Genomic DNA, 18,290 nt, shown 5'->3' on the forward strand with positions numbered 1-18,290 from the left:
TCGATCGGCCCGCGTGTGCCGCCGCCCGGTCACCGGTCCGGCGGCGCCCACACATCAGGGCCGCCGCCATGCCAGTCGATGACCGACGTCGTCGCTATTTCCACCTCGTCAATGCCCTCCAGACCGGCCCCGTGCAGCAGCTCGACCACGTCGTGCTGACTGTGGGCGACGCCGAGGTCCTCCGTACCGGATCGCACATGTCGCCCGCCGGACGAGTCCGGCGGGTAGATGATGACTGGCATTTTCATATATCCAGCGTGCTCCTCGTCGGCCGTTCCGGCCCCCCGGGAGCCGGGGCCACCCGGTTCGATCAGCCGCCGACGCCCCTGAACTTCATCGACACAGCACCCTCGGGCGTGCGGCGGCAGACCGAGACGGTCCCCCAGACCTCGCCCTTGGGCTCCTGCAGCAGGGTGAGCGGCACGGGCTCCGCCGGGAAGTCGAGATCGGCGTCGGAGATGACCTGGGTGCGCAGGACGCCCGAGCACCCGTCGGCCGAGAAGGCGAGCGTGGCCGCCACAGGCAGGACGTGGCTGTGGATGACCAGGACCGCCTGGCCGCTGTACTTCGGTTCCTGGAGCACAACACCCAGGATCCGCCCACTCGCCGGTCGCCGCATGTCGAGGAGCCCCGGCCGGCCCCTCCCCCGTCGCCCGGCGCGCCCCGCCCTGCCCAGCTCTGCCTTGCCCCGCCCCGCCCTGCCCAGGCTCCGGCTCCGGCTCCGGCTCCGGCTCCGGCTCCGGCTCCGGCTGCCCCGTACACGTGCGGCGCGTACGCAGGGTGCCCGCGTACGCGGACCACCGGGGAGCGGCTCAGGCCAGGTGCGGCGCGTACCCGTCGAGCACCTTCAGGACGGACTCCTCGTTCGCAGAGGGGAGTTGCAGGACGACCTCCTCTATGCCCAGGTCCGCGTAGTGCGCGAGTTTCCCCGGCGTCGGCAGCACGGCGTACGGCACCACGTGGAGCGCTTCCGGGTCGCGGCCCGCCTCCTGCCAGACCTGCCGCAGGACCGGGATCGACTCACCGAGCCCTCCGCCCCCGATCGGCAGCCAGCCGTCCGCGTACTCCGCGATGTGAGCGAAGAGCTTCGGCCCGGCGGCGCCGCCGATCAGGGTGCGCACGCTGCCGCCCCGCGGCTTCGGATACGCCTGGCTGGCCCGTACGGAGCCGAACTCCCCCGCGTACGGCGTCGGCTCGGCCGCCCACAGCGCCCGCATCAGGGCCATCCGGTCCCGGGCCGCCTCCCGGCGGCGCGTCCACTGGACCCCGTGGTCAGCGGCCTCCTCCTTGTTCCAGCCGTAGCCGATGCCGAGCGTGAAGCGGCTCCCCGAGAGATGGTCCAGGGTCGCGATCTGCTTGGCCAGGTCGATCGGGTCGTGCTGGGCGACGAGAGTGATCCCGGTGCCCAGGCCGAGCGCGTCCGTCACCGCGGCGGCCTGCCCCAGTGCGACGAACGGGTCGAGCGTCCTGCCGTACTCGGCGGGCAGCTCGCCGCCCATCGGATACGGCGTCGCCCGCTCGACCGGGATGTGGGTGTGCTCGGGGAGATACAGGCCGGCGAACCCGCGCTGTTCCAGCTCCCGTGCGAGCCGCACCGGGGTGATGGTCCGGTCGGTCAGAAAGATCGTGGTACTCAGCCGCATGACGTCCGCCCTCATTCGCCTCGTGATCCGTGGCCGTGGCCGTGGCCGTGGCCGTGGCCGCAGAGGCTATGGCGTACGGGGCGAAAATCCGAGCGCCGTGTCACGGTCTCCGGCCCGCCCCCTTCACTTCTCATCCGGTTCACGGCTGAATACCAGGGTTCAGGTGCACCCCTCGTGTCCCCCCCCCAGCCCCCAGACCCCTGGAGCCGTTGGCATGAACCCTGGAGACCTGACCCCCGGCGAGCTGGGCAGGCGCGGCCTGCTGGTGACGGGAGCCGCCGCCGCGCTTACGTTGGGAAGCGTGAGCTTCGCGAGCGCGGCGGACGGGGAGGGCGGACACGGCGGCGGCGGTGGCGCCGTCCCGGACCGGACGAAGACCATACGCGGCACGCTGCCGCCCGGCTCCCCGGACTACGTCTATCTGCCGGTGGACGTCCCGGCTGGGGTCCGCGAGCTGGCGGTCTCCTACACGTACGACAAGCCGTCCGTACCGGTCGGCACCCAGGGCAACGCCCTGGACATCGGCATCTTCGACGAACACGGCACCGGGCTCGGCGGGCGGGGGTTCCGCGGCTGGTCGGGCGGGGCGCGCAGTGAGTTCTTCATCCGCGCCGACGAGGCGACCCCCGGCTATCTGCCGGGACCGGTACGGGCGGGCCGGTGGAACATCGCGCTCGGCCCGTACACCACCGCCCCCGAAGGCCTCGCCTACACCGTCACACTCACCCTGCGCTTCGGCCCGACGCCCGCGACACCGGAGCCGGTGTACCCGCCGGTGCGCGCGAAGGGGCGCGGGCGCGCCTGGTACCGGGGCGACTGCCACATCCACTCCGTGCACTCGGACGGCGGGCGCACCCCGGCCGAGATCGCCGCGCTGGCCCGTGCGGCCGGACTCGACTTCATCAACACCAGCGAGCACAACACCAGTTCGGGCCACCGGGCGTGGGAGGGGCTGTGGGGTGACGACCTGCTCATCCTCACCGGGGAGGAGATCACCACCCGGAACGGCCATGTACTGGGCATCTCGACCGACCACGGCAGCTGGATCGACTGGCGCTACCGGGCCCGGGACAACCGCTTCGGCCACTACGCCCGCGAGATCCGCCGCGCGGGCGGCCTGGTCGTCCCTGCGCACCCGCACGCGACCTGCATCGGGTGCAACTGGAAGTTCGGCTTCGGCGAAGCGGACGCGGTCGAGGTGTGGAACGGCCCGTACACCCTGGACGACGAGGTGTCCGTGGCGGACTGGGACAACACACTGGTCAGCGGTGGCGCGGACTGGACCCCGGCCATGGGCAACAGTGACGCCCACAAGGACCCCGACCGGATCGGCACCCCGCAGACGGTCGTCCTGGCCGACGAGCTCAGCAGGGACGCCATCCTGGCGGGCATCCGGGCAGGCCACTCGTACATCACCGAGTCCTCCGCGATCTCCCTCACCTTCGGCGCCACGGGCGGCCGGGCCGCCCACGCCGGCATCGGCGAACGTCTCCGCGTGGAGGCCGACACCCCGGTGACGGTCCGCCTCGATGTCACGGGCGCCCCCGGCTGCACGGCGCACTTCGTCACGGACCAGGGCACGCTGTACTCCACGCCGCTGCCCACGTCCGGCGCGGGCACGGTGGAGTGGAACACCACGCCCGCGTATGCCACCTACGTCCGCGCGGAGGTCCGGCACACACCGGCCGCGGCGGGACTGCCGGGGGCACTGGCGGCGCTGACCAATCCGGTGTTCCTGGGGGCGGGCGGCTGACGGCCGGCCGGTGGCACGCACCGCCGGAAGCGCAGGGCGGAGCCGCCCTGCGCTCGCGGTGACCTGCGGGGCAGGCTTCTCGCAGGCTCGGTCAGCGGTCACCAGTACCATCAGCCAATGTCGACGTCCACGTGGAAAGTCACGGCAGCGATGCCCAGCACACTGAACCGGAAGCTTCGGACAGCCGCGCCTGCTCTCGGTGCGACCGTCATCCTGGCCCTGACAACTGCCGCCTGCACGTCGGGTGGTTCGGAGCCGAAGAGTGGAGCTTCCCCCTCTCCCGCGTCCAGCACTCCGTCGCCCTCGACAACCCTGAGCGATACACAACTCCGCCAGCAGGCCGAGGCTGCGCTTCCTGAGGGGAAGGCGGCCTTGCATGGCGGGGCTCTGGCGAAGGACGGCGTGACCCGCCGTACGCCGACGAACCTCCATTGGGGTAAGCGGTACGTCTTGGAGATCGTCTGCGCCGGAGCGGGCAAGGCAGTGATGCACTTTACGGCGAAGAGTACCGGGGCTTACGGCGACAGTGACATTCTGTGCGATCGCAGGCCGAACTCCTTCGCCTTTCACGACGGAGCGGGTTTCTATTTCGAGGTTCGCCCGTCGCATGCTGACGGTTTCGTTGCCTGGCAGGTAGTGCAGAGGGACTCCAAGGATTCTTGATATTCCTTCCGCACAACCTGAACCCAGCAGTCGCTACTTCTGCCCAAGCACCTGCAACCAAACCCGGTCGCTCCCGAACTTCGCTACGACCGCGGGGTCCCCGAGCCAGCGACTGTACGACTCCCGTTGCTGAGGAGTCATTTTACTTACGTCGACTTCACCACCGTTGTCCTTGATTGCCTTGACGAAGTCATTCTTCGATGACGTGATGTACTTCGGGTCCCCCCAGGGGCTGCCCGTATATACATGATTCGATTCTCCGTCTTCCGCGTAGGAAACCGGTACAAAATTGGGAATCTTACGGGGATCAAAGTTCTGAGCGGCCATAATCTGGACCTTACTATTGAACGCACTGCGCCACGTGTTCTCCAGTTTATTCTCCTTCAAGGCCTTGATGGCACCGAGCAGATCCTTCGGAGCCTGACTCGGCTTCACCTCGACCCCGCCCTTCAGCCACTTAGTCAACAGCCCCATCGCATACTCCTGCCCGATGCCGCCCGCAGCAGCTGCGACACCGGCTCCACCACCGCTTTTCGCCCCCTTACCAAGTGCGATCGCATTATCGATCATTCCGTCCCGGAAGCCATTGATGTCATCAGCCCACGCTTGCGCATCATCACCGAGCGCCTTTTCTGTTGCGTCATAGGCCGTGGCATAAAAGTTACCCATCAACCCTTGCTTGAATGCGATGAAGGACTTGGCGTCGTCATCCGAAACAGTAGTGAGCGTCGTCGCGAGGGAATACTTCCTCTGACTCGTGTCGAAGAGTGCACTCATGGATGCCGCAGCATGCGGCTCGCGGATCGACTCCTGCATGAGGGCCTGCCAGAGGTCGGGTGACACCTCAACCCCGGGCTTGTCCGGGTTCTGGCTCTTACTGAACGCCTTGTAATCCCATTTCCCAGAATTCCAGTATCCATCCTGCGCCGGAGAGGTGACGGCATCCTCCATGGCGCCCCAATTCTTCGCCATGAGTTCGGAGTACAGCAGCTGAACCCCCGGGAGAGCATGGATCCCCTTGAGCTTGTCGTCCTTCTGGTGGTGGAAGTTGTTAACCATGAGCATGGCCGTATTTTTCTCGGACAGTACGGGGGACACCTTGCCGATTCCGATGGTGCCGGCACGCAGGACCTTGGCGAACTCTTTCGCCCGTCCCGGACTACTGTCGTTATCAGTTATTCCGCCCGGATAGATGCCGGAATCCACGACCTTGGGGTTATGGTCCATCCACTCGCCGGCTGCTACAGGGTTGCTCGCTAGGGCGGCGAACAGCTGCGCGTAGTGATCTGAACCCCACGGCCCCTGACCACTACCAGTCCCATTCATCCACTGATAGTTATCAGTCTTCTTCTTCGAAAAGACACGGTCGCCCACCGCAACCAGAAAGTCCTTGTCGAAATCTCCCCCCTTGAGCAAGGGCAGGAGCCGTTCCGGACCGAAACCTCCATTGGGGTCAGAGACGAACTTGTCGAGCCACTTGTTCCAGCTTTCCTGCTCTTGCTTCTCGGCCTGGCCATCGAAGGCCGTCTGGGAGAAGGAGCCGAATGTTTTCGCTATGAGGTTCCGGTCGTGGGCCAACTGCTCCGGGTGGTCCTCGTAGCGATCACCGTATGGATGCGAAGCCATCCTGTTGGAGATCCACGCCAGACGGTCCGGGCCCAGCGCCTTGTAGAAGGAGTTGACGAAGTCTGCGTCGCTGGAGTGGGCCTCAAGGGTGTCGAAGAGGTCCTCGGAGGCCACGTCTCCGCTGTCCAGCGCCTTCTTGAACTCCTCCCCGAGCGCCCTCCCATCCTTTCGCGCCTGTGTCACGGCGGACTTGCTCACGTCGTTCTCGTTGATCTGGGTCATGCCCTTGAAGCCGGGGAAGTCCACTTCCATGTTCAGCGCCAAGTGATGACGCCTGCGCAGCATGGGCAGTTCGCCGTCTGCCCAACCAGCTATCTTGATCAGCCCGTTCACGCTGGTCGTCGTGATGCCGTAGCGCTCGAACTGCTGCTTGTAGTACGACGCCCTGGAGTGGAGCGACTTCTGGTCCCGTTCGAGTGCGCTGATCGTCTCCTTCAATCTCTCCGGGTTGATCCCTGAGAAATTGCCGCCATTTCCGCCTTCGTCGGGCCTGACCACTTCGATCCCCCTCCGCACCTTCTCAGTAGTCCTGCAGGTCCATACGCATCATCTTGGCCTCTTCAGGGCTCACCTTTTCGGGAGCCCTGTCGATCTCGGCCTGAACTGCGGGGACGAGCTCGCTGACGAGCTTCTGCAGATGGGTGCGGTGACCTTCGACGTCCGCATGCCACTTCCGGGCATTCTTGCCGACCCAAGAGGGCGCGTGCTTGCCGCCGACATCGGCTGCGGGCTTTTTGAGCAGCTTCTTGAGATCGTCGACCTCAAGAGTCAACTCATGCTTCAAGGCGACCAGTCGGGCCCGGTACGGGTTGTCCACCTTCGGTTTTGCGCCGGTCATGCTGTTCCCCCCTCCCCGTGGGACGTTCCTTCTCTGAACCCTAAGGTCTGGGGGCGATCGGTTCCGTGCTGGAACGCACCGGCAAGTCCCCTTCGTCAACTCGGGGGTCATCGGCCGTACGCCGGGGCGGCTGCTGATCGAGGAGACCACCCGTTGTTCCGGACACCGCCGCTCTGCGGCTTCCGGTGGGGGCGTCTGTCCTGGCCATGGGCGAGCCCGGATTGCGTTCGTCGTCGGTGCGGTTGTCGCCGACGGCGCACGCCGGGGGATGCACGCGGATTCGTCTCGATGCTGATCGGTACCGCTCGCTCGAAGGGGGTGTCCGCCTTCGTCGGCAAGGGATGGAACCGCCGTCCCGCCGGTGTACCAGCGGGACGGCGCGGTCCTGTTCCGGATACCGTCGTCCGGTCGCGCTTCGGCTGGGTGCCCGGCCCCCGATCAGCCCGGCCAGACGATCGACTGCAGCTCGCTGTAGGCGTGCAGGGCGTACGAGCCGACGTCGCGGCCCACGCCGCTCTGCTTGAAGCCTCCGAACGGCGCCTCCATGTTGCGGCCGATGGTGTTCACTCCCACCCCGCCCGCCCGGAGCTGCCCCGCCACGCGGAAGGCGCGTGCGACGTCTTCGGACCACACGTAGTCGAGCAGGCCGTAATCGCTGTCGTTGGCCAGGGCGATGCCCTCGTCCTCGTCGTCGAAGGGGACGACCACGACGACCGGGCCGAAGATCTCCTCGCGGACGACCCGCATGTCGTTGGTGCACCCCGCGAGCAGCGTAGGCGCGGTGTAGAAACCCCGCTCGAACGTTGGCCGTTCGCCGCCCGCCACGACCGTCGCGCCCTCCTTCCGGCCGAGGTCGACGTACGACTCGATCCGGTCCCGGTGGGCCGCCGAGATCACCGGGCCGACCACCGTGCCCCGCTCCCTTGGATCGCCGACCTTCAACCGGGCCGCACAGGCGGCCAGTTGTTCCACCAGGCGGTCGTGGATGCCGCGCTGGGCGAGCACCCGGGTGGGGGCCGTGCAGATCTGGCCGCTGTAGAAGGAGAAGGTCGTGCCGATCCCGGACACCGCCGAATCCAGGTCGGCATCGTCGAAGACCAGCGCCGCCCCCTTGCCGCCCAGCTCCATCAGCTGCCGCTTCATGCCCCGGCCGCAGACCTCGGCGATACGCCGGCCGACCACCGTGGAGCCGGTGAAGCTGACCATGTCGACGTCCGGGGAGTCGACAGCCGCCTCGCCCGCCTCCGTACCCGTGCCGCTCACCACGTTGACCACCCCGCGCGGCACTCCCGCGGCGGCCAGGGCCTCCGCCATGCGGTAGACGGAGAGCGGATCCTGCGGGGCCGGTTTGACGACCACCGTGTTGCCCATGGCGAGCGCGGGTGCGACCTTGCCCGCCGGGTTGGCCCAGGGGTTGTTGTACGAGGTGATGCAGGTGACGACCCCGACGGGCCTGCGGGCGGCGATCGCGCCGAAGATGCCGGCCTTCCCCATCGGCCCGGCTTCGTTGATCTGTGGCGGAAGGCCCTGCTCGACCGGCTCCAGGGCGCCTTTCGCGTACCGCCGGAAGCGGGCCACCCCCACGCCGACCTGCATCCCGCGCGCCGTACCGGTGGTGGCGCCGCTCTCCGCCTGAGCCAGCTCCGCGTACGGCAGGAATTCCCGCTGCATGAGGGCCGCGGCCCGGTCGAGGATCGCGGCCCGCTCCCCGGGCGCGGTACGCGACCAGCCGGGGAAGGCCGCACGGGCTGCGGCAGCCGCCGCGTACACCTGCTCGCGGCTCGCCTCGGGCGCGGGACCCACGCTCTCCTCGGTGGCCGGGTTGACCACGTCGTAGTGGCCGCCGTCCGGGGCCACCCACTCGCCGTCGATGAAGAGGCCCTGCTCGCCGCGGGCTCGCCCCTGGCCCGCGCTCAACGGGTCGCCACCGTCCTGGTGTCGCGGCCCGACCGCAGCACGGTGCCCGGCACGGCACCGGTGATCTCGTCGTCCCTGATCGTCTCGACGCCGTTGACCCGTACCGAGACGATGCCGATCGCCCGTGAGTCGAGGCGGGGGCTGTCACCCGGCAGGTCGTGCACGAGTGTCGCCGGGCCCGCCGCGATGCGCTCCGGGTCGAACAGCACCAGATCGGCGTGGAAGCCCTCCTCGATCCGGCCGCGCTCCCGCAGCCCGAAGAGCCGGGCGGGGTCGTCGGTGAGCATCTTCACCGCTGCTTCGAGGCCGACCAGCCTGCGCCCGCGCAGACAGTCGCCGATGAAGCGTGTCGTGTACGGGGCGCCGCACATCCGGTCCAGGTGCGCGCCCGCGTCGGAGCCGCCGAGCATCACGTCCTCGTGCTCCCAGGTCCTGCGCCGCAGCTCCCAGGAGTCCGGGTCGTTGTCCGTGGGCATCGGCCAGAGCACGGTGCGCAGGCCGTCGTTGGCGCAGATCTCCACCAGGCAGTGGAACGGGTCCTGCCCCCGCTCGGCCGCTATGTCCTGCACGACCCGGCCGCTGAGCCCCGCGTTGGCCTCGGAGTAGGTGTCACCGATGACGTACCTGCCGAAGTTGACGAGCCGCCGGAACACGCCCGCCTCCTTGCTGTTCGCGCGCCGCAGCATCTCCGTACGGACCGCGTCGTCGCGCAGCTCGGCGATCCGCCGGGGCACGGGCAGAGCCAGGACATCGCCCCAGCCGGGTATCAGGTTGAGCGCGCAGAAGGTGCCGAGCGACATGTTCATGGGGGTGAGGATCGGCATGGTGAGGGCGACGATCCGGCCGCCTTCCTTGCGTGCCCGGTCGCTGGCGCTGAGCTGGCGCGGTACGCGCTCGGGCACGGCGGCGTCGATGGTCAGGACGTTCCAGTTGAGCGGGCGGCCCGCTGCCGCGCTCATCGCGACGAAGAGGTCGACCTCCTCGTCACTGAACTGGTCGAGGCAGCCGGCGACGATCGCCTCGATCTGGGTGCCCTCGTGTTCGCCCACCGCCTTGGAGAGAGCGAGCAGTTCGGCGGGGGCCGCGTGCCGGGACGCGACCGGTGCGCCGTCGCCGTCGGAGTGGGTGGAGGACTGGGTGGTGGAGAACCCCCAGGCGCCGGCGTCCATCGCCTCGTGGAAGATCCGCAGCATCGCGTCGAGCTGCTCGCCGGTCGGCTGCCCCCCGATCGCGTCGGGCCCCATGACGTGCCTGCGCAGGGCGCAGTGCCCCACCATGAAGCCGGCGTTGACCGCGGTACGGCCCTCCAGGGCGTCCAGGTACTCCGCGAACGTCGACCAGTTCCAGGGCGCGCCTTCTTCGAGCGCGACCAGCGACATGCCCTCGACCTTGGACATCATCCGGCGGGTGTAGTCCGCGTCGTCGGGGCGGTCCGGGTTGAGCGGGGCGAGGGTGAAGCCGCAGTTGCCACCCGCGACGGTGGTGACTCCGTGGTTCATGGACGGGGTCGCGTAGGGGTCCCAGAAGAGCTGGGCGTCGTAGTGGGTGTGCGGGTCGACGAAGCCGGGGGCCAGCACGAGCCCGGTCGCGTCCTCGGTGGTCGCGGCGGGCTCGGTGACGGTGCCGGGCTCCGCGATGACGGCGATGCGGCCTTCCCGGATGCCCAGGTCCGCGACGTAGGAGGGGGCACCGGTGCCGTCCACGACGGTCGCTCCGCGGATGAGGTGGTCGAGCATGTGGTCTGGTCCCTTCTCTGCATTCTTCGGTGTGGCGGGCTGCGGTGCGGGAAGGCAGCGGCGTGCCGGCCGGGCCGCAGGCTTCGGTGGGCCGGCCGGGCCGCAGTCCCTGGTGTGCGGCCCGGCGCATGGCTCCGGCCGGCGGGTACGGGAAGGCCGCTCCCCCGTATCCGCCGGCCGGAACCGGACGGCAGCCGTCCGGGATGGAGCTGCCGTCCGCTCCTGTCGACGGCCCGGGCCGGGCCTACTCGCCGGCCTGCCTGAAGCGGGTCGTCCGGTGGACCGGGTCCGTGTCGATCTGCGGGATGACGTGCTCGCCGATGAGCTTGATGGTGTTGAGGGTGTCCTCGGAGGAGATCCCGATCGGCAGGCCGAACGACAGCTGGTCCGCCCCCGCCTGCTCCCACCGCTTGCACTGCTGGAGCACCTCGCCCGGGTCACCGCAGATCATCAGCTCCTCGGCGATGAGCAGCTCGATGATCTCCTTGCTGTACTCGGGAAGGAGCTCGGGCCACTCGGGGATGCCTTCCGGCCTGGGGAAGGTGTCGTGGTAGCGGAAGAGCAGCGACTGGAGGTAGTTGAGCCCCCCGCCGACCGCGATCTCCACCGCCTTCTCGTGGGTCTCGGCACAGATCGCGGTCGAGGTCACCATGACGTTGTCGTTGACGAAGGCGCCGATCGGCTCGGCCTCCTTCACCGCGTTCTTGTAGGACTCGACGACCCACTCCATGTCCGAGACCTTCTGGACGCTGAACCCGAGCACCCCGAGACCCTTCTTGCCGGCCATGGCGTACGAGGCTGGGGACCCGGCGGCGTACCACATGGCCGGGTGCGCCTTCCCGTACGGCTTGGGAAGGATCTTGCGCGGCGGCAGCGACCAGTGCTTCCCCTGGAACCCGACGTACTCGTCCTGGAGCCACATCTTCGGGAATTCGCCGATCGTCTCTTCCCAGATCTCCTTGGTGTGGTTCATGTCGGTGATGCCCGGCATGAACCCGAGAATCTCGTGGCTGCCCGCACCGCGGCCCGAGCCGAACTCGAAGCGGCCCTCGGAGAGGTGGTCCATCATGGCCACCTTCTCGGCGACCTTCACGGGGTGGTTGACGGGCGCCAGCGGGTTGAAGATGCCGGATCCGAGGTGGATGCGGTCCGTCGCGTGTGCGAGGTACCCGAGGAACACGTCGTTGGCGGAGAGGTGCGAGTACTCCTCCAGGAAGTGGTGCTCGGAGGCCCAGGCGTACTTGAAGTGGGACTTGTCCGCCTGGATGACGTACTCGGTCTCCTCCATCAGCGCCTTGTGCTCGGCCCCGGGATCGGCCTGGGCGCGCTGCTTCGGTACGTATCCCTGTACAAAGAGCCCGAATTCCAAAGGGGTTCACCGTCCCTAGGTCTCTGACCGACTACCTGACACACCGTCAGATCGTGGTGAGGTCGACTGTGGCACCGCACACTGGGAGCGTCAATAGCTGACAGGCAGTCAGCTCCTTCGTGGAGTCGGCCCTGTGCTGCGCGGCCGGGCCGATGGCGGGGGCTCAGAAGATGCTCACGCCGGCCAGCCAGCCGCCGTCGATGACGAACGGCTGTCCCGTGATGTACGAGGAGTCATCGCCCGACAGGAAGAGCGCCAGCCTGGCGACCTCCTCGGGCCTGCCCACCCGCCCCAGCGGCACGAGCTTGCGGTAGAGCTCGTCCAGGGCCGCGGACGACTCCGCGGGGTCGGCGTCCGGGTCCAGCTGGGCCGGGTTGCTCATGGGGGTGTCGATGGCCCCGGGGCACATCGCGTTGACCCGGATGCCCTTCGCGGCCAGCTCCATCGCGGCCACCCGCGTCAGCCCGACGATCGCCGCCTTGGTCGCCGCGTACGAGCCGACGAACGCCATACCGGTCAGCGCGGTGTACGACGCGGTGTTGACGATGGTCCCGCCGCCCGCCGCCTCGATCTCCGGGGCGACCGTGCGGATCCCGAGGAAGGCACCGACCTGGTTCACCTGCACGACCTGCTGGAACTCCTCCAGCGGAGTGGTCACCAGCTCGTTGAAGCGCAGGATCCCCGCGTTGTTGACCAGGCCGTCGATCCTGCCGAAGGTCTCCCTGGCGACCTCGACGGCGGCGCTCCAGTCGGCCTCCCGGGTCACGTCGAGCCGCACATAGGCGGCGGACTCCCCCAGCTCCTCGGCGAGCGCCGAGCCCTGCTCGTCCAGTACGTCGCCGAGCAGGACCTTCGCCCCTTCGGCGACGAAGAGCCGCGCCTCCTGCTCGCCCTGTCCGCGCGCCGCGCCGGTGATGACGACGACCCGCCCGTCGAGCTTGCCCATACCGCTCTCCCTACTGGTTGAGGTGCGGAGCAACGCCGGCGGCGAACGCCGCCATCTGGTCGGTGAGTTCGGTGCGGCTCCTGCTGCGGAACCGCACCTGGATCTGGTCGACGCCCATGGCCGCGTAGGCGCGCAGCGACTCGGCGATGGCGTCCGGCTTGCCGGTCAGGGTGCGGCGGCCGACCGGCCGGCCGGGCTCTCCCACGTACAGCGGCTCGGTGATGGCGCCGATCTCGATCGGATCCGTCACCCCGGCCGCCTCCCTGAGCGCCCGCACCCGGGCGATCTGTCCGGGCAGCCGGTCACGCGGATCGCCCTGCGGCAGCCAGCCGTCGGCCCGTTCGGCGGCCCGCCGCACGGCGGCCGGTGACGACCCGCCGACCCAGATGGGCACCTGGCGCTGCGCGGGCCGGGGAAGCTGGGCGAGGCCGGCGAAGTCGTAGAGCTCACCGTGGTGTTCGGGGTACTCGTCGGGGCCGAGGGCGGCCCGCAGCGCGTCGATGGACTCGTTCAGTACAGCTCCGCGCCCCGGGAAGTCGGCCCCGACAGCGTCGAACTCCTCCGGCACGTGACCGGCCCCGGCCCCGAGGATCAGCCGGCCGCCGCTGAGATGGTCCAGGGTCGCGTACTGCTTGGCTGTCAGCAGCGGGTGCCGGAGCCCGAGGACGGCGACATGGCTCATCAGCCGTACCCGCTCGGTGATCCCGGCCAGGAAGCCGAGCGCGGCGACCGGGTCGTACCAGACGGTGCCCATCGCCCCGGCGAGCCGCCGCGGGATGGCCACGTGGTCGCAGACGGCGATGTACGCGAAGCCGGTGCGGTCGGCGGTGCGGGCGATCTCCGCCAGGTCGTGCGGGGTGGCGGCGGCTTCCCACGCCTCCGCGTAGAGGGTGCTCTGGGACTGGATGGGCAGCTGCATCCCGTAGACGAGCTGCCCTTCGGGAAAGACCCGTGCCATGGGTACGTACCCCTCGTGTGTGGGTGTCTGCGGTGCTCACCGGGCGGCAGGGTCACCCCGCCCAGAGGCCGTCCTCGGTCAGGCCGAGCAGCTCGATCGCGTTGCCGCGCACGATGCGGTCCACCACATCCGGAGCCAGATGCCCCATCTGCGCCTCGCCGACCTCGCGCGACTTGGGCCAGGTGGAGTCCGAGTGCGGGTAGTCCGTCTCGTACAGCACGTTGCCCACCCCGATCGAGTCGAGGTTCTTCAGTCCGAAGGCGTCGTCGAAGAAGCATCCGTAGACGTGCTCGGTGAAGAGTTCGGACGGCGGCCGGTGGACCTTGTCGGCCACCCCGCCCCAGCCGCGGTTCTCCTCCCAGACCACGTCGGCGCGCTCCAGGATGTAGGGGATCCAGCCGATCTGGCCCTCCGCGTACATGATCCTCAGGTTCGGGAAGCGCTCGAACTTGCCGCTCATCAGCCAGTCCACCATCGAGTAGCAGCAGTTGGCGAAGGTGATCGTGGACCCGACCGCCGGAGGGGCGTCGGCCGAGGTGGACGGCATCTTCGACGACGAGCCGATGTGCATCCCGATCACCGTGCCCGTCTCGTCACAGGCGGCGAGGAACGGGTCCCACTCGTCGCTGTGGATGGACGGCAGCCCCAGGTGCGGGGGGATCTCCGAGAACGCGACAGCGCGTACCCCGCGGGCGGCATTGCGCCGGACCTCGGCCGCCGCGAGCCGCGCGTCCCACAGCGGGACGATCGGCAGCGGGATGAGGCGGCCGCGCGCTTGCGGACCGCACCATTCCTCCACCATCCAGTCGTTGTACGCGCGGACGCCGAGCAGCCCCAGCTCGCGGTCGGACGCCTCGGTGAAGGTCTGCCCGCAGAACCTCGGGAAGGTCGGGAAGCAGAGCGCGGACTGGACGTGGTTGACGTCCATGTCGGCGAGGCGGTCGGGCACCGAGAAGGACCCCGGCCGCATCTGTTCGTAGGTGATGACTTCGAGCTTGATGTCGTCCCTGTCGTATCCGACCGCCGTGTCCAGGCGGGTCAGCGGCCGGTGCAGGTCCTCGTACACCCACCAGTCACCGATCGGCCCGTCGTCGCCCTTGGCCCCCATGACCGGGGCGAACTTGCCGCCCAGGAAGGACATGGACTTGAGGGGGGCGCGGACGATGCGCGGACCGATGTCCCGGTACTTGGACGGGAGCCGGTCCTGCCAGACATGGGGAGGTTCCACGGTGTGGTCGTCCACCGAGATGATCTTCGGGAAAGTCTCCATGTTCTCCACCGTAGCGCCGATCTGACGAACCGTCAGCTAGCGGTACGGCCCTCCCTGCGGAAAGATGCGGCAACGCTCCGGCGCGCCGGTTGGCGAAGAGCTTGTGGAGAGGGCCCCCCAGAGCTGACGTACTCGCCATGAACAAGGCAAACTGGCCAGTGCGACAGGGGCCCTTGCACGAGGCGCGCCACCCGGGCGGGCATCATGCAAGGGCCCCCGCAGCGGGCGGACGACGACCGGTCGCCGTCCGCGGCAGCAGGGGCACGGCAGCAGGCACGGGCAGGAGGCAGAGGCAGCTATGGACCGTGACAGCGGGCCGCGCGTACCGGAGCAGCGGACTCCGCAGCAGGGCCCGGACGGCGGGCTCACGTTCGGCGGGCTCACGTTCAGCGTGCTCGGACCCGTGCGCGCCTGGCGCGACGGAGAGGCGCTGCCCCCTGGTTCACCGCAGCAGCGCGCCCTCCTCGCCGCCCTCCTGACCAGGGACGGCCGCACCGCGACCGCGGGCGAACTGATCGACGCGATCTGGGGCGACGACCCGCCATCGCAGGCGCTGGCAGCGGTACGGACGTACGCCTCCAGGCTGCGCAAGGTCCTGGACCCCGGCGTCCTGGTCAGCGAGTCGGGCGGCTACGCGATCCGGACCCGGGCCGAGGCCGTCGACCTCCACCGGGCACAGCAACTGGCCGCGAACGCCGAGAAGGCCGCCGGTACGGGCGACCGCGCCACGGCGCGCGCCCTGATCGACCAGGCGCTGGAACTGTGGGACGGCGAGCCCCTGGCGAACGTGCCGGGCCCGTACGCCGAGACCCAGCGGGCCGCGCTGGAGGAGTGGCGGTTGCAGCTGACCGAGTCGCGGCTCGACATGGACCTGGAGGTCGGCTGCCACGCGGAGGCGGTCTCCGAGCTGACCTCGCTGACCGCGGCGCACCCGCTGCGGGAGCGGCTGCGCGAACTGCTGATGCTGGCGCTCTACCGCAGCGGACGGCAGGCCGAGGCGCTCGCCGTGTACGCCGACACCCGCAGGCTGCTCGCCGACGAGCTGGGGGTGGACCCCCGGCCCGAGCTGGCCAGGCTCCAGCAGCGCATCCTGCAGGCGGACGCGGAGCTCGCCAGGCCGGCCGAGGAGGCGGCGCCGCCCGCGCCGACGGCCGTGCACCCGGCCCAGCTCCCCGCAACCGTGCCGGACTTCACCGGCCGGGCCGCCTTCGTACGGGAGCTGGGCGACCGGCTGGTCACCGCGGAGGGATCGGTGATGGCCGTGTCGGCTCTGGCGGGCATCGGCGGTGTGGGCAAGACGACGCTCGCCGTGCACGTGGCGCACGCGGCCCGGCCGCACTTCCCCGACGGACAGCTGTACGTGGACCTCCAGGGGGCGGGGTCGCGGGCGGCGGAACCCGAGACCGTGCTCGGCGCGTTCCTGCGCGCGCTCGGCACTGCGGACTCGGCCATTCCGGACTCCCTCGACGAGCGGGCCGCGCTCTACCGCACCGCGCTCGACGGGCGCCGGGTGCTGGTCCTGCTCGACAACGCCCGCGACGCCGCCCAGGTACGCCCGCTGCTGCCCGGCACGGCCGGATCGGCCGCGCTGGTCACCAGCCGCGCCCGGCTGGTCGATCTGGCGGGCGCGCATCTGGTGGACCTCGATGTGATGTCGCCCGAGGAGGCGCTCCAGCTCTTCACCAAGATCGTCGGCGCGGAGCGGGTCGGCGGCGAACGCCAGGCCTCCCTCGACGTGGTGGCGGCCTGCGGCTTCCTGCCGCTGGCCATCCGTATCGCGGCCTCCCGGCTGGCGGCCCGCCGCACCTGGACGGTCTCGGTGCTGGCGGCGAAGCTCGCCGACGAGCGCCGCCGCCTGGACGAGCTCCAGGCGGGCGACCTGGCGGTGAAGGCCACGTTCGAGCTGGGGTACGGGCAGCTGGAGCCCCAGCAGGCCCGGGCGTTCCGGCTGCTCGGCCTGGCGGAGGGCCCGGACCTCTCGCTGGCCGCCGCCGCCGCCGTACTGAACATGCCCGCCCGGGAGGCGGAGGACCTGCTGGAATCGCTCGTCGACACCTCGCTCCTCGAATCGGCCGCGCCGGGCAGGTACCGCTACCACGACCTGGTCAGGCTCTACGCGCGTTCCTGCGCCGAGCGCGACGAACAGCCGCCCGTCGAGCAGGAGCTGGCGCTCTCCCGGCTGCTCGACTTCTATCTGGCGACGGCGGCCCGGGTGTACGCGATCGAGCGGCCGGGCGACCGGCTGGTCGATCACCTGGAGCCGACGACGTACGAGGGGCTGTCCTTCACCGACCGGCACGACGCCCAGGACTGGCTGTACGCGGAGGCCATGTCCCTGCTGGCCTGCGTCCGACAGTCGGCCACCGGCTCCGGCACCCTGCGGCGTGCGGTGGACCTGCTGTGGGCGGCGCTGGACCTCGCGGAGTCGGGGGCGAACTCGAAGGAGTACAGCAGCGCGGCGGCGACGCTGCGGGACGCCGCCAGGACCGGGCGGGACGCGCGCGCCGAGGGGCGGGCGGCCATCGCCCTGACCTATGTGCACCACGTCGCGGGCCGCTTCGACCAGGCCGGCCAGGAGGCGCAGGAGGCGGACCGGCTCGCCGAGCGGACCGGCGACCGGCTGTCCGCGTGCTGGGCGGCCAACCTCCTCGGCATCATGGCTTTCTACCAGGGCCACTTCGACACCGCGACGGAACATCTCACCCGGGCCCTTCAGGGCTTCCGCGCCTGCGAGGACATGGCGGGCGAGGCGAGCGCGCTGTGCAATCTTTCGCGGCTGCACCTCGTCGCAGGGGACGTCACCGACGCGGTGGCGCTCTCCCGCCAGGGCACCGAGATGTACGACCGCATGGGCCACGCTCTCAAGGGGGCCAACGGCCGCTACGCGCTGGGGCTCGCGCTGACCGAGGACGGACAGCTCGACGCCGCCGCCGAACGGCTGACCGAGGCCCTGGAGGTGTTCCGGGACAGCCGGCAGCGGCTGTGGGAGGGGATGGCGCTCTTCCGGCTGGCCGAGGTCGACATCGCGGCGGACCGCAGCGCCCAGGCCGCGGCGGGGGCGGAGATGGCGCTGACCGTCCTGCGCGGCATCGGCGGCGAGTGGCGGCGCGGCAATGTGCTGACCGTGCTGGGCCGCGCGCTGACCGGCATAGGGCAGTCCGGCCGTGCGCGGGTCTGCTGGCTGGAGGCGCTGGCCATCTACGAGGAGCTCAAGTCGCCGGAGGCGGACGGGGTACGCGAGCTGCTGACGCCGGTGACAGCGGCCTGACACGGGCGCGCCGGGCCCGTGCACCCGGTGGCCCGGTCGTCACCTCATGACCGGGGTCCGCGCATCACCCCTCCGCCGGGGCGGGGCGTCGCGGCCGCGCCGGTCCGGGCGGCGCGATCCCGGCCGCGCCCGGCCCCGGAGCGAGCGGGTCCGGGCTCCGGAACCGCGCCGCACCGAGCCGGTTCCCCCCGGCGCAGGGGGCGTTCATCGTTTGTTTATCGCGACCCGACATTCTCATTCCACGACGAACCGTCGCGTCGGGGGGCAGGCGGTCGTCAGGAGGGGCCCCGCACCGGCCAATTG

The 18,290-nt window shown here is 69.9% G+C and carries 13 protein-coding genes; 2 read left to right on the forward strand and 11 right to left on the reverse strand.

Features of this window, described 5'->3' with window-relative positions:
- Positions 1 to 29 precede the first annotated feature (29 nt).
- The 3 genes from OG917_RS14630 to OG917_RS14640 all read right to left on the reverse strand — a co-directional run bounded on the left by OG917_RS14630 (position 30) and on the right by OG917_RS14640 (position 1,643).
- The gene (locus OG917_RS14630; RefSeq protein WP_328318037.1) at positions 30 to 248 is read right to left on the reverse strand and encodes a hypothetical protein; all 219 of its coding nucleotides are present in this window, start codon (positions 246 to 248) and stop codon (positions 30 to 32) included.
- 62 nt (positions 249 to 310) lie between these two features.
- Positions 311 to 583, reverse strand: coding sequence for a hypothetical protein (locus tag OG917_RS14635; protein ID WP_328318038.1), 273 nt, complete (start codon positions 581 to 583; stop codon positions 311 to 313).
- A 229-nt stretch (positions 584 to 812) separates the two neighbouring features.
- Entirely contained in the window at positions 813 to 1,643 is an 831-nt protein-coding gene (locus OG917_RS14640; RefSeq protein WP_328318039.1) for an LLM class F420-dependent oxidoreductase, read from the reverse strand.
- A 214-nt stretch (positions 1,644 to 1,857) separates the two neighbouring features.
- Here OG917_RS14640 and OG917_RS14645 point away from each other — a divergent pair, with 214 nt between their 5' ends.
- Positions 1,858 to 3,396, forward strand: a complete 1,539-nt coding sequence (locus OG917_RS14645; protein WP_328318040.1) for a CehA/McbA family metallohydrolase — start codon at positions 1,858 to 1,860, stop codon at positions 3,394 to 3,396.
- 696 nt (positions 3,397 to 4,092) lie between these two features.
- On the opposite strand, the gene OG917_RS14650 is transcribed toward OG917_RS14645, so the two are convergent.
- The 8 genes from OG917_RS14650 to OG917_RS14685 form a co-directional block, all read right to left on the reverse strand.
- Positions 4,093 to 6,183: a hypothetical protein gene (locus OG917_RS14650; protein ID WP_328318041.1), complete on the reverse strand. Its 2,091-nt coding sequence runs from the start codon at positions 6,181 to 6,183 to the stop codon at positions 4,093 to 4,095.
- A gap of 22 nt (positions 6,184 to 6,205) precedes the next feature.
- Positions 6,206 to 6,523, reverse strand: a complete 318-nt coding sequence (locus OG917_RS14655) for a hypothetical protein (protein ID WP_328318042.1) — start codon at positions 6,521 to 6,523, stop codon at positions 6,206 to 6,208.
- A gap of 438 nt (positions 6,524 to 6,961) precedes the next feature.
- The gene (locus OG917_RS14660) at positions 6,962 to 8,440 is read right to left on the reverse strand and encodes an aldehyde dehydrogenase family protein (RefSeq protein ID WP_328318043.1); all 1,479 of its coding nucleotides are present in this window, start codon (positions 8,438 to 8,440) and stop codon (positions 6,962 to 6,964) included.
- A complete protein-coding gene (locus tag OG917_RS14665) occupies positions 8,437 to 10,176 on the reverse strand; it encodes an N-acyl-D-amino-acid deacylase family protein (protein ID WP_328318044.1) in 1,740 nt (579 codons plus the stop codon). Before OG917_RS14665 ends, OG917_RS14660 begins: the two co-directional genes overlap by 4 nt.
- Positions 10,177 to 10,420: 244 nt before the next feature.
- On the reverse strand, positions 10,421 to 11,545 hold the full coding sequence (locus OG917_RS14670) for an LLM class flavin-dependent oxidoreductase (protein ID WP_328318045.1): 1,125 nt from the start codon (positions 11,543 to 11,545) through the stop codon (positions 10,421 to 10,423).
- Between the two features lie 163 nt (positions 11,546 to 11,708).
- A complete protein-coding gene (locus tag OG917_RS14675; protein ID WP_328318046.1) occupies positions 11,709 to 12,491 on the reverse strand; it encodes an SDR family NAD(P)-dependent oxidoreductase in 783 nt (260 codons plus the stop codon).
- 10 nt (positions 12,492 to 12,501) lie between these two features.
- Positions 12,502 to 13,449: a TIGR03619 family F420-dependent LLM class oxidoreductase gene (locus tag OG917_RS14680; protein ID WP_328318047.1), complete on the reverse strand. Its 948-nt coding sequence runs from the start codon at positions 13,447 to 13,449 to the stop codon at positions 12,502 to 12,504.
- Positions 13,450 to 13,501: 52 nt separating this feature from the next.
- Positions 13,502 to 14,719 carry an amidohydrolase family protein gene (locus OG917_RS14685; RefSeq protein WP_328318048.1) on the reverse strand — a complete coding sequence of 406 codons (1,218 nt, stop codon included), beginning with the start codon at positions 14,717 to 14,719 and terminating at the stop codon, positions 13,502 to 13,504.
- Positions 14,720 to 15,017: 298 nt separating this feature from the next.
- Here OG917_RS14685 and OG917_RS14690 point away from each other — a divergent pair, with 298 nt between their 5' ends.
- Complete coding sequence (locus OG917_RS14690; RefSeq protein WP_328318049.1) at positions 15,018 to 17,987, forward strand: AfsR/SARP family transcriptional regulator; 2,970 nt, start codon at positions 15,018 to 15,020, stop codon at positions 17,985 to 17,987.
- Positions 17,988 to 18,290 lie beyond the last annotated feature (303 nt).

The organism is Streptomyces sp. NBC_00388 (genome assembly GCF_036061255.1).
Classification (GTDB): domain Bacteria; phylum Actinomycetota; class Actinomycetes; order Streptomycetales; family Streptomycetaceae; genus Streptomyces.